Origin of the sequence: Pseudomonas fragi, assembly GCF_002269505.1 — a bacterium.
In the GTDB taxonomy this organism is placed as follows: Bacteria; Pseudomonadota; Gammaproteobacteria; order Pseudomonadales; family Pseudomonadaceae; genus Aquipseudomonas; species Aquipseudomonas fragi_D.
Genome location: NZ_NQKQ01000027.1, coordinates 1 through 15,161 on the forward strand (window position 1 = coordinate 1; position 15,161 = coordinate 15,161).

13 protein-coding genes are annotated in these 15,161 nt (G+C 59.0%); 8 read left to right on the forward strand and 5 right to left on the reverse strand.

Annotated features, from left to right (window positions below):
* Window positions 1–245 precede the first annotated feature (245 nt).
* The 4 genes from CJU81_RS19460 to CJU81_RS19475 all read left to right on the forward strand — a co-directional run bounded on the left by CJU81_RS19460 (window position 246) and on the right by CJU81_RS19475 (window position 5,405).
* Window positions 246–875: a heme acquisition protein HasA gene (locus CJU81_RS19460; RefSeq protein WP_095037898.1), complete on the forward strand. Its 630-nt coding sequence runs from the start codon at window positions 246–248 to the stop codon at window positions 873–875.
* 149 nt (window positions 876–1,024) lie between these two features.
* The gene (locus CJU81_RS19465; protein ID WP_095037899.1) at window positions 1,025–2,770 is read left to right on the forward strand and encodes a type I secretion system permease/ATPase; all 1,746 of its coding nucleotides are present in this window, start codon (window positions 1,025–1,027) and stop codon (window positions 2,768–2,770) included.
* The gene (locus CJU81_RS19470; RefSeq protein ID WP_095037900.1) at window positions 2,767–4,095 is read left to right on the forward strand and encodes an HlyD family type I secretion periplasmic adaptor subunit; all 1,329 of its coding nucleotides are present in this window, start codon (window positions 2,767–2,769) and stop codon (window positions 4,093–4,095) included. Before CJU81_RS19465 ends, CJU81_RS19470 begins: the two co-directional genes overlap by 4 nt.
* A gap of 29 nt (window positions 4,096–4,124) precedes the next feature.
* Window positions 4,125–5,405, forward strand: coding sequence for a TolC family outer membrane protein (locus CJU81_RS19475; RefSeq protein WP_095037938.1), 1,281 nt, complete (start codon window positions 4,125–4,127; stop codon window positions 5,403–5,405).
* A 143-nt stretch (window positions 5,406–5,548) separates the two neighbouring features.
* Here the strand turns inward: CJU81_RS19475 and trmA are convergent, their stop codons facing one another.
* Together trmA and CJU81_RS19485 are read right to left on the reverse strand one after the other, a co-directional pair.
* On the reverse strand, window positions 5,549–6,637 hold the full coding sequence (gene trmA, locus CJU81_RS19480) for a tRNA (uridine(54)-C5)-methyltransferase TrmA (RefSeq protein ID WP_095030619.1): 1,089 nt from the start codon (window positions 6,635–6,637) through the stop codon (window positions 5,549–5,551).
* Window positions 6,634–7,929, reverse strand: a complete 1,296-nt coding sequence (locus tag CJU81_RS19485) for an NCS2 family permease (RefSeq protein WP_095037901.1) — start codon at window positions 7,927–7,929, stop codon at window positions 6,634–6,636. The genes trmA and CJU81_RS19485 overlap by 4 nt, the downstream gene beginning before the upstream one ends.
* Before the next feature lie 210 nt (window positions 7,930–8,139).
* Here CJU81_RS19485 and CJU81_RS19490 point away from each other — a divergent pair, with 210 nt between their 5' ends.
* Window positions 8,140–8,577 carry a DUF4879 domain-containing protein gene (locus CJU81_RS19490; RefSeq protein ID WP_095037902.1) on the forward strand — a complete coding sequence of 146 codons (438 nt, stop codon included), beginning with the start codon at window positions 8,140–8,142 and terminating at the stop codon, window positions 8,575–8,577.
* A 21-nt stretch (window positions 8,578–8,598) separates the two neighbouring features.
* On the opposite strand, the gene CJU81_RS19495 is transcribed toward CJU81_RS19490, so the two are convergent.
* A complete protein-coding gene (locus CJU81_RS19495; RefSeq protein ID WP_095037903.1) occupies window positions 8,599–9,822 on the reverse strand; it encodes an MFS transporter in 1,224 nt (407 codons plus the stop codon).
* 403 nt (window positions 9,823–10,225) lie between these two features.
* Here CJU81_RS19495 and CJU81_RS19500 point away from each other — a divergent pair, with 403 nt between their 5' ends.
* From CJU81_RS19500 to CJU81_RS19510, 3 genes are read left to right on the forward strand one after another with little or no spacing between them, the layout of a single operon-like run.
* Entirely contained in the window at window positions 10,226–11,665 is a 1,440-nt protein-coding gene (locus tag CJU81_RS19500; protein WP_095030615.1) for a cytochrome ubiquinol oxidase subunit I, read from the forward strand.
* A 3-nt stretch (window positions 11,666–11,668) separates the two neighbouring features.
* Window positions 11,669–12,676 carry a cytochrome d ubiquinol oxidase subunit II gene (gene cydB / locus CJU81_RS19505; protein ID WP_095037904.1) on the forward strand — a complete coding sequence of 336 codons (1,008 nt, stop codon included), beginning with the start codon at window positions 11,669–11,671 and terminating at the stop codon, window positions 12,674–12,676.
* A 58-nt stretch (window positions 12,677–12,734) separates the two neighbouring features.
* Window positions 12,735–12,902 (forward strand): DUF2474 domain-containing protein, encoded by a 168-nt coding sequence (locus tag CJU81_RS19510; RefSeq protein WP_016779358.1) that lies wholly within the window; start codon window positions 12,735–12,737, stop codon window positions 12,900–12,902.
* 137 nt (window positions 12,903–13,039) lie between these two features.
* On the opposite strand, the gene CJU81_RS19515 is transcribed toward CJU81_RS19510, so the two are convergent.
* Both CJU81_RS19515 and CJU81_RS19520 read right to left on the reverse strand, forming a co-directional pair.
* Window positions 13,040–14,164, reverse strand: coding sequence for a methyltransferase (locus CJU81_RS19515; protein ID WP_095037905.1), 1,125 nt, complete (start codon window positions 14,162–14,164; stop codon window positions 13,040–13,042).
* A gap of 153 nt (window positions 14,165–14,317) precedes the next feature.
* Window positions 14,318–15,031, reverse strand: coding sequence for a LuxR family transcriptional regulator (locus CJU81_RS19520; RefSeq protein ID WP_095037906.1), 714 nt, complete (start codon window positions 15,029–15,031; stop codon window positions 14,318–14,320).
* Window positions 15,032–15,161: the final 130 nt, after the last annotated feature.

Below are 15,161 nucleotides of genomic sequence, written 5' to 3' on the forward strand. Positions count from 1 at the left end.
TCGGTACTCAAGTGTTTGTATTGGGTAGACATGGCAACACCTTACATCAGGTGTTGCACTTGTTCCTTGAGACCGCCATGCCAATAACTTGAGCCTGGCCCGGGGGCGAACATTGAGCGGCATGCTTGAGTACAAGTTTTAAATAATAGCGAGTTGATCGTTGTTAACAGATTTTGCTCGTGTTGAGCAAAAGCACGCAGACGTGTGCAGGTTGTCACTAAATCTATCAATGGAAGAAAGTAAATATGACTATCTCAGTAACTTACAACTCACTGTACGGCGATATTTCTGTTAAAGAAGTATTGAGTGAGTGGTCGACCGGTTTCCGCACCGCCGATCATGGTGCAGCCCATACCGGCGGTTTCAACACCGGTGGCCGTGCAATGACGGGTGAGCAATATGCAACCCAGGGTGCCAATGGCTCCACTTACGCCTTTGTGGCAGAAAGCGACACGGATAACGGTTTGAATTATGTATTCAACCCTAAGCTGTCTGCGGGCGACAACATGAACCACTATCTGTGGGGCAAGCTGGATAACGTGCAGTTGGGTACCGATCTGGGCGGCGGTCAGGGCAGCGATTTTACTCTCGACAACTACACCGTCTCCTTCAACGGCCTCGACCTGTCTGCCGCCAGCGATGCCGGCCGTGCTGGCAACGCTGTTCAGGACGTGATCTACGGTCTGATGAAAGGCGACGTATCGGGTCTGGAAGGCGTGCTCAACAACCTGCTGAGCGGGTTCGGCCTGAGCACCGATTCGACCTTCGACCAGCTGGCTGCGGCTGGCCTGGCTCACGCCGATGCACCGCTGGCGGCTGATATCAGCCTGATTGGCGTGGTGGATGTGGCTCAGGACTGGGCACTGGCGGCGTAACTCCCGCCCACCTCAGTGAACTCCAATCTTGTGGGAGCCGGGCTTGCCCGCGATTGCATCCGCGTGGTCTGACAGACAAACCGCGACCTATGCATCGCAGGCAAGCCAGCTCCCACAAGGTTTTCGGCCCACTTCCTCGGAATCTTTCCATGACCCGGCCCAAAGCCAACGAGATGCTGGCTGCCTTGACGGCCTACAAACGTGCTTTTTTCAATATTGGCCTGTTCTCGGCCGTGATCAATTTACTGATGCTGGCCCCGGCCCTGTACATGCTGCAGGTGTATGACCGGGTGCTGGCATCGGGCAATCAAATGACCCTGTTGATGCTGACGCTGATGATCCTCGGCCTGTTTGGCCTGATGGGCGCGTTGGAGTGGGTGCGTAGCCAGGTGGTGATCCGCCTTGGCACGCAGATGGACATGCGCTTGAATCAGCGCGTCTACGACGCTGCTTTCGAAGCGCAATTGCGCACCGGCAGCCCGGCAGCAGCGCAGGCGTTGAATGACCTCACCAGCCTGCGCCAGTTCGCGACGGGCAATGCGCTGTTCGCGTTTTTCGATGCGCCGTGGTTTCCGGTGTATCTGTTTGTGATCTTTATGTTCAGCCCCTGGCTGGGGCTGTTGGCCCTGGGCGGCGCGGTGCTGCTGATGATTCTGGCATGGGTCAATCAACACGTTTCCCAAGCGCCGCTCAAGGCCGCCAGCGAGTTGTCGGTGCAGGCCACCCAGCAGGCCAGCGCCCATTTGCGCAATGCCGAGGCCATTGAGGCCATGGGCATGCTCGACACTTTGCGCGGGCGTTGGCTGGCGCAGCACACGGCCTTTTTGGCGCAGCAGAATCTGGCCAGCGAAAAAACCGCCACCGTTAGCGCCTGGTCCAAGGGCGTGCGCCTGGCCCTGCAATCCCTGGTGCTCGGCCTCGGTGCCTTGCTGGCGGTGCAAGGGCAGATCACGGCCGGGATGATGATTGCCGGCTCCATTTTGATGGGCCGTGTATTGAGCCCCATCGATCAGTTGATTGGCGTGTGGAAACAGTGGAGCTCGGCGCGCCTGGCCTATCAGCGGCTCGAAGCCTTGCTGCACAGCTATCCGGCCCGGGCGCAGCGCATGGCATTGCCCGCCCCGCGGGGCGAGCTGGCCGTGGAGCAATTGAGCGCCAGCGCTCCAGGCACCCGTCGCGCCACCTTGGCCAACCTGAGTTTCACCCTGCCGGCCGGTCAGGTGCTGGGGGTGATCGGGCCTTCTGGTTGCGGCAAGTCAACCCTGGCCCGGCTGTTGATAGGCGTGTGGCAGCCGCTGGCAGGCAAGGTGCGGCTGGATGGTGCCGAGCTGTCGCAGTGGGACAAACACCAGCTTGGCCCGCACTTGGGTTATTTGCCCCAGGACATTCAGTTGTTTGCCGGCACCATTGCGCAAAACATCGCACGCTTTGCCGAGGTGGATGCCGACAAGGTGCTGGCCGCCGCGCAACTGGCGGGGGTGCATCAGCTGATTCTGCAATTGCCCGAAGGTTACGAAACGCGCCTGGGCGAGGGTGGCGCAGGGTTATCCGGTGGGCAGAAGCAGCGCATTGGCCTGGCCCGCGCGCTGTACGGTCTACCTGCGGTGATCGTGCTCGACGAACCCAACTCCAATCTTGATGAAGCCGGGGAACAGGCCCTGTTGCAGGCCATTGCCCAGCTCAAACAGCACAAGCGAACCCTGATTTTGATTACCCACAAACCCAATGTGCTGACCCTCACCGACCAACTGTTGATCCTGCGCGAGGGCCAGTTGCAAGCCTTTGGCCCGACGGCCAAGGTGCTAAGCGCACCCGCTGCAGCTAAACCTGCGGCGGCCAAACCGGCGATGAATGTGAGCTACCGGTTGGGTACGGCAGAGGCGAACAAGGCATGACGCAGTTAAATGCCAAGTCCGTTGGCGACAGCAATGTGCTGCAACTGGATGACACACGCTATTCACGCCTGGGCTGGTTATTGATGATCGGCGGTTTTCTCGGGTTTCTCGGCTGGGCCGCATTGGCGCCGCTGGATAAAGGCGTCGCGGTGTCGGGCAAGGTGATGGTTTCCGGGCATCGCAAAGTGGTGCAACACCCCAGCGGCGGGATTGTTGAGCGCATCGACGTGCGCGACGGTGACAAGGTTGCCGCAGGCCAGGTACTGATTCGCTTGAAGGAAACCCCGCTGCTGGGCCAGGCCCAATCCTTGCGCAGTCAGTTTTACGGCTCGCTGGCCAGTGAAGCGCGGCTTAATGCCGAGCGCGACGGTGTGGCCAGTGTGAGTTTTCCCGTTGAGTTGACGGCATTGGCCGCCGAGCCGGAGGTAGCGTCCAACCTGGCATTGCAACGGCAATTGTTCGATAGCCGGCGTCAGGCGTTGCTGCTGGATCAGCAGGGTATCGATGAAAGCATCGCGGGCGCCGAGGCGCAGTTGCGTGGGGTACGTGACTCCCAGGCCAGCAAGGTGCTGCAACGCACGGCCCTGACCGAGCAGTTGCTGGGTTTGCGTGAGCTGGCCCGCGAAGGCTATATCCCGCGCAACCGTCTGCTGGACAGCGAGCGGGTGTACGCCCAGGTGCTGGGTTCCATCAGTGAAGACTACGGCCGTATCGGCCAGTTGCAGCGACAAGTGCTGGAGATGCGTCTGAAAATCCGGCAATTGGCCGAGGAATATCAAAAGGAAGTGCGTACGCAACTGGCCGACACCCGGGTACGAACAGAGGACCTGCGCAATCGGCTGGCATCGGCCGAGTTTGAACTGGCCAACAGCCAGTTGCGTGCGCCGGTGGCCGGGATTGTGGTGGGGCTGGATGTGTTCACCGAAGGCGGGGTGATCAAGCCCGGTCAGGCGCTGATGGAAATCGTGCCCCAGGGCGAGCTCCTGCTGGTCGAGGCCCGGGTGCCGGTCGAGCTGGCCGACAAGGTGCACGCCGGGTTACCGGTGGAGCTGATGTTCTCCGCTTTTAGTCAGAGCACCACGCCGCGGGTGGCGGGGGAGGTGACGCTGGTATCGGCAGATCGCCAGGTCGATGAGCGTACGGACGAGCCGTATTACACGCTGCGTGCCCAGGTCAGCGATGCGGGCATGGCCCAACTGGCCGGGCTGCAGATTCGTCCGGGCATGCCGGTTGAGGCATTTGTGCGCACGGGTGAGCGCTCGATGCTCAATTACCTGTTCAAACCGCTGCTCGACCGCACTCACATGGCATTGGTGGAAGAATGACCGTGCGCCCGTTTTTATATGGATTGCTGATGCTCTGTGCGGGGCCGGTGCAGGCGTTGGGGTTGCTGGAAGCCTACGATCTGGCCGTGCGCAATGACCCGACCTTCCAGGCTGCCATCGAGGAGCGTGCTGCCGGGGAGGAGAACCGCGCCCTGGGCCGCTCCGCGTTGCTGCCGACCTTGTCATGGAACTACAACAACTCGCGCAACGAGTCTGAAGTTACCCAGGCCAGCACCCGGACCGATCGCGATTACCGCAGTTACGCGGCAACCTTGACCTTGCAGCAACCGCTGCTGGACTACGAAGCTTACGCACGATTCCGACAGGGCGCGGCTCAGGCGTTGTTTTCTGATGAGCGTTTTCGCAGCAAAAGCCAGTATCTGGCGGTGCGGGTGCTCAATGCTTACAGTCAGGCGCTCCTGGCGCAGGAACGGATTGAGCTGAGCCGGGCGCAAAAACGTGCTTTTGCCGAACGTTTGCAACTTAACCAGCGGCTCCTTAAAGGGGGTGAAGGGACTCGCACCGATGTACTGGAAACCCAGGCACGGCTGAGCATGGCGGTGGCCGAAGAAATCGAGGCGCAAGACAATCAGGACGCGGCCTTGCGTGAGCTGGAGGCAATGCTTGGCGAACCGTTGCAGATCGGGCAACTGGCCCCGCTGGCGGCGCACTTTGTGATTCAACCGCTGGAACCGCAGCGCTTCGAAAGCTGGCGCGAGCTGGCGCTGGCCAATAACCCGGAGCTGGCGTCGCAGCATCATGCGCTGACCTCGGCCGAGTACGAGGTGGAGCGCAAGCGCGCCGGGCATCTGCCCAAACTCAGCTTGTATGCCAGCAGCCGTCAGACCAGTTCTGACTCCGAGAGTACCTATAACCAGAAGTACGACACCAACAGTGTCGGTATTCAGCTCACCGTGCCGTTGTTCGCGGGGGGATCGGTGTCGGCATCGACCCGCCAGGCCGCGCGGCAATTGTCCCAGGCCCAGTATGAACTGGACGCGCAAACAGCCAGCACGCTGGTGGACCTGCGTAAGCAGTTCAACCTCAATAGCAGTGCAGCGGCCAAGGTGCGGGCCTATGAAATGGCGGTCGAGTCTGCCGGTGCCCTGGTGCAGGCGACGCAGAAAAGCGTAAGCGGTGGTGAGCGGGTCAATCTGGATGTGCTGGATGCCGAGCAGCAACTGTTCAGTGCCAAGCGGGATTTGGCTGAAGCGCGCTATACGTATTTGCTGGCGCGGGTGCAGCTCAAGTACTACGCGGGGTTATTGAATGAAGGGGATTTGCGGCAGGTGGCGGGGTATTTTCGGTGACTCTTGAAGCCCCCTCACCCTAACCCTCTCCCGGAGGGAGAGGGGACTAAAGGCAAAAGCAGTTCTGCGCAACGCCACAAGTCAGCGCCCTCTCCCTCCGGGAGAGGGTTGGGGTGAGGGGCTCTTGGCTTTTGATTTAAGGCCTAGCGACGAACCAGCAACACACCCGATTCCATATGGTGCGTCCACGGGAATTGATCAAATACCGCGCAACGCTCGATACGGTGAGTATCGTGCAGTTGGGCGATGTTCTCGGCCAATGTCAGTGGATTGCACGAGATATACAGAATGTTGTCGAAACGGCGGGTCAGTTCGCAAGTGTCCGGGTCCATGCCCGCGCGCGGCGGGTCGACAAACACACTGCCAAACTCGTAGCTTTTCAGGTCAATGCCCTGCAAGCGACGGAACGGGCGGACTTCATTCAGGGCTTCGGTCAGTTCTTCAGCCGACAGACGCACCAGCGTGACGTTATCCACAGCATTGTCGCGCAGGTTGTTGAGCGCGGCGTACACCGATGTCTTGCTGATTTCAGTCGCCAGCACTTTACGCACGCGGGTGGCCAGCGGCAGGGTGAAGTTACCGTTGCCGCAATACAGCTCCAGCAAATCATCCGAACGCTCGCCCAGTGCGTCGTATGCCCAATTGAGCATCTTCTGGTTGACCGTACCGTTTGGCTGGGTGAACGCGCCTTCAGGTTGTTGATAAGTGAAAGTGCGGCCGGCCACTTCGAGCTTCTCGACCACATGATCGCGGCCAATCACGGCACGTTTACCCTTGGAACGACCGATCACGCTGATATCGAGGTCTTTGGCCAACTGCTCGGCGGCGGTTTGCCAGTGCTCGTCCAGCGGGCGGTGATAGCACAAGGTAACCATCGCATCGCCGGCCAGGGTAGTCTGGAACTCCACCTGGAACAGCTTGTGGCTCAGGGCCGAGCTGGCTTGCCAGGCAGCCTTGAGCTGAGGCATCAATTGGTTGATGCGCAGGCTGGCGATCGGGAACTCTTCGATCAGGATCGGTGTGCGCTTGTCGTCTTGAGCGAACATGGCGTAGTGACGCTCGCCGCCTTCGCGCCACAGGCGGAACTCGGCCCGCAGGCGAAAGTGCTTCAGAGGCGAATCGAACACCTGCGGCTCTGGCGCGTCGAACGGCGCCAGCAGTTCGCGCAGGCGATTGGCCTTGGCCTCAAGCTCAACGGCGTAGGTAGCAGAATCAAACGGCAAAGCACTCATGCGTTAAACCAACCCAGCTTGACCACAAACAGAACCGACAAAATGATCAGCGGTGCATTCAGTTCACGAACGCGGCCCGACAGCAGCTTGATCACGGTCCAGGAAATAAAGCCGAAGGCGATGCCGTTGGCAATGGAGTAGGTGAACGGCATCGCCAGCGCGGTGATCACCACCGGGGCGGCAACGGTCACGTCGTCCCATTCGATTTCGGCCAGGCCGCTCATCATCAGTACGGCCACGAACATCAGCGCAGGCGCGGTGGCGAAGGCCGGAACACTGGCCGCCAGTGGCGAGAAGAACAGCGCCAGCAGGAACATGATGCCGACCACGATGGCGGTCAGACCGGTACGGCCACCGGCGCTCACGCCCGCTGCCGACTCGATGTAGCTGGTGGTGGTCGACGTGCCCAGTAGCGAACCGGCCATGGCCGCGGTACTGTCGGCGATCAGGGCGCGGCCCATTTTCGGCATGTGGCCGTCCTTGCCCATCAGACCGGCGCGCTTGGCAACGCCGATCAGGGTGCCGGAGTTGTCGAACAGGTCAACGAACAGGAAAGCGAAGATCACGCTGATCAGGCCGATATCCAGGGCACCTTTAATGTCCAGTTGCAGGAACGTCGGGGCCAGGGATGGCGGCATCGACATTACCCCACCGAAATCGGTTACGCCCATGGCAATGGAAGCAATGGTCACGGCCAGAATGCCGATCAGCACCGCGCCGCGCACTTTCATCGCCTCAAGGGCCACGATCAGGGCAAAGCCCAGGGAAGCCAGGATCACTTTTGGCTGAGCCAGGTCGCCCATGCCTACCAGGGTGGCCTTGTTGGCAACCACGATACCGGCGTTACCCAGGGCGATCAGCGCCAGGAACAGGCCGATACCGGCGGCAATGGCCGAGCGCAGCGGCAGAGGGATGCTGTTGATGATCCATTCGCGGATGCGGAAGATCGACAACAGGAAGAACAGCACCGCCGAGATAAACACCGCACCCAGCGCTACTTGCCAGGTGTGGCCCATGTGCAGGACCACGGTGTAGGTGAAGAAGGCGTTCAGGCCCATGCCCGGTGCCAGTGCAATCGGGTAGTTGGCGATAATGCCCATGGTCGCCGAGCCGATGGCGGCTGCCAGACAGGTGGCAACAAACACGGCGCCTTTGTCCATGCCCGTTTCGCCGAGGATGCTCGGGTTTACGAACAGGATATAGGCCATCGCCAGGAAGGTGGTGATACCCGCAAGAATCTCGGTACGCACATTGGTGTTGTGTGCTTTGAGTTGAAACAGCCTTTCCAGCATGCCAGTCCCCGTGGCGCCAAATGCGCCGTGATTAAATCGTTTTCAACAGCAAAGCACAGACGCGAACCGCCTGAAGATTTTCTGTCTGTTGGAAAAAGCCGCGCATCATACCAGCAGCTCGTGGATATGGCTGCTTTGGTTACCCTGCGGGGCCATGTTTTATAACCTTGATATGGAAGGCATACTGCGTGCCAGTTTTCGGAGAGACTCATGAAGCACTTCATCAAACATGTATCAGTCTGTTTTGGCCTTCTCCTGAGTGCTGCCGTCAGCGCCGCGCCGGCAATGCCGTTGAGCACTCTCGAAATACTCAAGGTGGCGTCTGTTTCCTGTGCTGTGGAGGATGTGTCCGATGGCCGCGAGCAGACCCGCTGTGACCATAACGGCCCCCATATCAAGGTCTATGTGCTGGAGCGCGGCTACGGCGGCCAGCCGAATGTGACCCTTGACGGCCAGGAAGTGGATGGCGTGCGGGCACCGGTGTGCAATCAGGACGAGGGGCTGGTGGCCTGTAACGGTGCAGGCACCACCGTGGGGCACTTGTACACCATTGATCTGGGTAACAAGGACGGTGGCTGGTTCGAGTTCAGTAACAGTTCGCTGGTACCGCCGCATAACCGGCTGAGTGTGAAGCTATATATAAGGTGAAACCTTCTGTGGGAGCCGTGATCAAGGCTTTTGCTCCACCATCCGGTCCCGATTGGCCAGCCCCGGGAACAGTTTTATCCACAGCCCGGTAACAACCAGCGTGCCGACACCGCCCAGCACGACGGCTGGCACGGTGCCCAGCCAGTGGGCACTGGCCCCGGATTCAAACTCCCCCAGTTGATTGGATGCGCCAATAAACAGGCCATTTACCGCGCTCACCCGACCACGCATCTCATCCGGGGTTTCCAACTGCACGAAGGACGCGCGGATCACCATGCTGATCATGTCCGCCGCGCCCAATACCACCAGCACCGCCAAGGAAAACCAGAACGAAGTCGACAGGCCAAACGCAATGGTTGCAACCCCGAACACGCCCACAGCGGTAAACATGACACGCCCGACCTTGCGCTCTACCGGGAACCTGGCCAGCCACAATGACATCAGCAGGGCGCCAACCGCCGGTGCCGAACGCAACATGCCCAGCCCCCAAGGGCCGGTCAGCAGAATGTCCTTGGCAAATACCGGCAGCAACGCCGTGGCGCCGCCCAGCAGCACGGCAAACAGGTCAAGGGAGATGGCGCCCAGCACGTCCGGGCGGCTGCGGATAAAGCGGATGCCCGCCAGCAGTGAATCCAGCGTGGCCTTGGCTTTATTCAGCGGCAACTGGCGGGCCGGCAGGGTGCTCATCAACACAGCGGCAATCAGGTACAGCGCCACGCTTGGGCCATACACCCAGACACTGCCCAATGCATACAGCAACCCGCCAAACGCGGGGGCGACGATGGTGGCGGATTGCTGCGCCGCCTGAGCCGCAGCCACTGCCCGCGGGAACAGCTCCACCGGCACGATCGAGGGCAGTAGCGCCTGGGTGGCGGGCATTTCGAAGGAGCGGGCAGCACCCAGCAAAAACGCCAGGATGAAAATCATCTCCCGGGTGATGTGGTCGCTTGCGCTGCTGATGGCCAGTGTCAGGGCAATCATTGCCTGTAACGTCTGGCACACGGCAGCCACCCGGCGCCGGTCATAGCGGTCGGCCACATGCCCGGTGTGCAGCATAAACAGCAGGCGCGGGGCGAACTCGATCAGTCCCACCCAACCTAGGTCCATCACATTGCCGGTGAGCTGGTAGAGGTTCCAGCCAATGGCCACGGTCAGCATTTGAAATGCACTGGCAGTGAAGATACGGGCAAACCAGAAGGCCACAAATGGCCGGTGATGGCGTAACAGGAGGGGCTGACTGGTCATTTAAACGGGTCGCGGCCGGGGCAGGGGAGGTCGAGATTATCATTGTTTTGTAACAAATAATGACTCGAAATATCACATTTCCCGAGGTTGAAATGTTTGCCGCAAAACCTTATTCAGGGGATTCCATAAGGTTCTTGCAACGGTCTATATCAAGGGCTGAGGCATCGTGTCACGCGACAACAAACCACATTAGCCGTGTGTCAGGAATGGACTACTCTTTCATCCATGCTTGATCCAGATCAAAACCCTGTGGGTTTTGTCTGAGTGGCCAGTCGGCCAGATCCCTTTTGGTTGTGGTTTAAAAAGCGAGCATCGATTCGCAGCGGCCACGGCTTGCGGGGTAGTTGGATCCGGGCGCGACGCTTGGGTCCTCAACGACCTGATACCTGATAGAGGAAGACTTATGTTCGGTTTGGAGGCTCTCGATCTCGCCCGAATTCAGTTCGCGTTTACCGTGTCGTTCCACATTCTTTTTCCCGCCATTACCATCGGTCTCGCCAGTTATCTGATGGTGCTCGAAGGCATGTGGCTGAAAACCCGTGACGACACCTACCGCGATCTGTACCACTTTTGGTCGAAGATATTCGCCGTCAACTTTGGGATGGGCGTGGTGTCGGGCCTGGTCATGGCCTACCAGTTCGGTACCAACTGGTCGAGGTTCTCGGACTTCGCCGGTGCTGTTACCGGGCCGCTACTGACTTATGAAGTACTCACCGCATTCTTCCTCGAAGCAGGTTTTCTAGGGGTCATGCTGTTTGGCTGGAACCGCGTCGGTCGCGGGATGCACTTCTTCTCGACCGCGATGGTGGCCCTCGGCACGTTGGTTTCGACCTTCTGGATCCTGGCTTCCAACAGCTGGATGCAGACCCCGCAGGGTTTCGAAATCATTGATGGTCGGGTTATTCCGGTGGACTGGCTGGCCGTCATTTTCAACCCGTCGTTCCCCTACCGCCTGGCCCACATGGCCACGGCCGCCTTTGTAGCCACGGCGTTTTTCGTCGGTGCTTCGGCAGCCTGGCACCTGTTGCGCGGTCGCAACACGCCGGCCATTCGTCGCATGTTTTCGATGGCGATGTGGATGGCCCTGGTGGTTGCGCCGGTGCAGGCCTTTATCGGTGATGCCCACGGCCTGAATACCCTTGAGTATCAGCCGGTAAAAATCGCCGCGATCGAAGGTCACTGGGAGAACAAACCGGGTGAGCCGACGCCGCTGATTCTGTTCGGCATTCCCAACATGAAAACCGAGACAACGGACTACAAGATCGAGGTGCCGTACCTGGGCAGCCTGATCCTGACCCATAGCCTGGACAAGCAGATCCCGGCGATGAAGGACTATCCGGCGGCAGACCGTCCTAACTCGACCATCGTGTTCTTTACCTTCCGCATCATGGTTGCGCTGGGCATGCTGATGATCTTTATCGGTCTGTGGAGTGTGTGGCTGCGCAAACGTGGCACGTTGTACGAGAACCGCTGGTTCCTGCGTCTGGTGCTGTGGATGGGCCCTTCAGGCCTGATCGCGATCCTGGCGGGTTGGTTCACCACCGAGATTGGCCGTCAGCCGTGGGTGGTTTACGGGCTGATGCGCACGGCGGATGCCTCGTCCAATCACAGCGTCACGCAAATGAGCATCACGCTGGTCATGTTCGTACTGGTGTATTTCTCGCTGTTCGGCGTGGGTCTGGGCTACATGATGCGTCTGGTACGCAAGGGCCCGATCACTCACGAAGGCGATGACGACACCCACGGTGGCCCAGGCCAGCAACGCACGCCTGCCCGTCCTCTGTCTGCGGCCCATGAGGGTACAGACGAAGGCCACAGCGACAGCCTGACTAAGGGGAATTGAGTCATGGGTATTGATCTGCCACTTATCTGGGCAATCATCATCATCTTCGGGATCATGATGTATGTGGTCATGGACGGTTTCGATCTCGGGATCGGCATCCTCTTCCCCTTTATCAAGGGCGAGAGCGACCGCGATGTGATGATGAACACAGTCGCCCCTGTCTGGGACGGTAACGAAACCTGGCTGGTACTGGGTGGCGCAGCGTTGTTCGGCGCCTTCCCGCTGGCCTACTCGGTGGTGTTGTCGGCGCTGTACCTGCCACTGATCCTGATGCTGATGGGCCTGATCTTCCGCGGCGTGGCCTTTGAGTTCCGCTTCAAGGCACGCCCGGAAAAACGCCATATCTGGGACAAATCCTTTATTGGCGGTTCGCTGGTGGCGACCTTCTTTCAGGGCGTGGCGCTGGGGGCCTTTATTGATGGCCTGCCGGTCGTCAACCGCCAGTACGCCGGTGGTGGAATGGACTGGCTTTCACCGTTCACGGTGTTCTGCGGTGTCGCCCTGATCGTGGCTTATGCCTTGCTGGGTTGCACCTGGCTGATCATGAAAACCGAGGGTGAGCTGCAAGAGCGCATGCACAAGCTGGGTCGCCCGCTGGCGTTGGCCGTGCTGGTACTGATGGGCATCGTCAGCCTGTGGACGCCGCTGGCGCACACCGATATTGCTGCGCGCTGGTTTACCTTGCCGAACTTGTTCTGGTTCCTGCCGGTGCCGATTCTGGTACTGGTGACCATGTACGGTCTGCTCAAGGCAATCGCGCGCAAGGCTCACTACACGCCGTTCCTGCTGACCCTGGTGCTGATCTTCCTGGGCTACAGCGGTCTGGGTATCAGCTTGTGGCCAAATATCATCCCGCCTTCGATCTCGATCTGGGACGCGGCGGCACCGCCACAAAGCCAGGGCTTCATGCTGGTTGGCACCTTGTTTATCATCCCGTTCATCCTGGGTTACACCTTCTGGAGCTACTACGTGTTCCGCGGCAAGGTCACCCACGAAGACGGTTATCACTAGTAGCAAATGCCGCTGTGGCCTGAGGGCCACAGCCTTTTCCCCAAGAGGAGGCCTGAACATGGCTGGCAAGGATTATCTACACGACGTGCAAGAGTGCGAAAAGAAGCCTTTATGGCAACGCATTGGCTGGCTGCTGGTGATCTGGACCGGCAGTGTGGCCACCCTGGCAGTATTTGCATGGCTGATCCGTATGTTTATGACGGCGGCAGGCATGAAAAGCCACTGACTTCCCATCCCGTTGCCTTGCGGCTACGGTTTTATGACCCGCTTCGGCGGGTTTTTTTTCGGCTGGATTTTGTAGGTGTGATGCTATCGCGAGCAAGCCCGCTCCCACGCGGGCACCGCAAAACCTGTAGGTCTGTCTTACTTGCGCGCCTTGAGGATCACAAACTTGGGCGTTGCGGCAACTTGCTCGACGCCACGAAACAGCTTGGCCAGCTTGCTGTGATAGCCCAGATGGCGATTGCCGACTATATACAATGCGCCGCCCACGACCAGCGCTTCACGCGCTTGCTGGAACATGCGCCAGGCGAGAAAGTCCCCTACCACCTGTTGCTGGTGGAACGGCGGGTTGCACAGCACTACATCCAGTGAATCCGGCGCCTGGCTGGCCAGGCCGTCATCAGCCCGCACAGTCACTTCGCGATCACCCAGCGCAGCGTGCCAGTTTTCACGGGCGGACTGCACGGCCATAAATGACTCGTCGACCAGTGTGTAGTGCGCTTGCGGATTGTTCAGCGCGCTGGCGATGGCCAGCACGCCATTGCCGCAGCCCAGATCGGCAACCCGGGCCGAGCCCAGGTTTTTCGGCAGGTGGGGCAGGAATGCCCGGGTGCCGATGTCGAGGTCTTCGCGGCAGAACACGTTGGCGTGGTTGAGCAGCTCGATGGCCGGTTTGTCCAGCCGATAGCGGGTAGGGTAGGGCGAGGTAAATGGCCCCAGCGCCTGGGATGTGGCAATCAGCAGGCGGGCTTTCTTGACCGCCAGCGAGGCTTGCATCGGGCCGATATAACGCTCCAGCAGTTCCCCTGCGGCACGGGGCAGGTGCTTGACCATTGCCCCCGCGATCACCTGGGCCCCAGGTGCCAATTGGCCTTGCAGACGGATCAGTTGCTCTTCAAGCAATGCCAGGGTTTTTGGCACACGTACCAGCACGCAGTCGAATGGCCCGAGCAACGGCTCGCTGGCCGGAATGATCGTGACCGCATCGTAAGCATGGCCATTACGCACCAGGTTCTTCTCCAGCGCCTGTATGGCCAGGAAAGAGTCGCTGCTGCTGGTGACCTGCATAGTGCCCACCAGGCTGATCGCCAGGGCCCCGAAGCTGTCATTGAGCACCAGCACCCGGCTGTTTGCGGGCAGCGCCTGTTCGGCCAGGTGGTTGAGCAAATACTCATCTGCCGCATCAAAGGCCTGTAACGGCTCGTTTTGCTGCTCGGGTTGGCGGATCAGGCGAAGTTCGGCGAAGGGGCTTTCTAGCACGGGCATTTATACAAACTCTGAGGAATCAACTGTTGCATGACCTGCCCCTGAGGGCGTCTGGCAAGAAGAAGAGTCCGTGGGTTTTACAGGTGGCCGTGATTTTACTTTTTTTTGCCGCAGATTGCCTGATGGGTTTATCTGTCGCTGGGCAGGGCGGGTTTATAACAGGCCTGATTTGGCCGCCATGACCACCGCCGAGGTTTTGTTGTTGGCACCCAGTTTTTTCATGGCGCTACTGATATGGAAGTTTACGGTACGGGTGCTCAGGCCCAGAATCATGCCGATGTCGGAGGCGATCTTACCTTCGGCAGTCCACTTCAATACCTCCAGTTCTCGGCTCGACAGGCGGATGATATGAATCTCCAGTCGGTGATGAAGGTGGCAACGTTCAAGCATGGCACTGTGCAGCTGGTTGCAGAGCCACAACACATTGGCAGCCTTGTCTGAGAATTCGTCCTCGGTCACCGGCGTGTTTTTTCTGGCGAGGCTCAACATGCTCACTACGCCGCTGGGGTCATGCACCGATTGTGACCAGCCATAGGTCAGTCCGCAGTTTTGCGTGGCTCGCCACTGGTCAGGGGCTTCACTGAAGACATCAGGACCCCAGATAATGGGCAGGATCGATAACTGGCAGTGGGTCACCAGAGGATTTTTTTGAGAGAGGAGACCTTTTTCATACCTCTCTACATAATCATTTGGATAGTTTGTGATTACCTTGCTATTCGTTGTGATGTTTCCAAGGCGAGGAATCATTCGAAAGAAAAAAAAGTCAAAGCCGTACTCTTCTATTCGTTTGAGTGTGTTTGAGCAAAGTTCGGCCTCGCTTCTGCAAGAAAGGTATTGGTTAGTGCTGATTGAATGATGTGCGGTCATAAGGCGCTCCTGCGGCCCGGCAGAAAATATGCGGTGATATGAGATGCCCTTTAAAGAAGATTTTAGGTGCTGTTTTGAATAATGCTAATTATTTGAAAGTAGGGGTTGATATGTGAAAACTTTGTTGGTT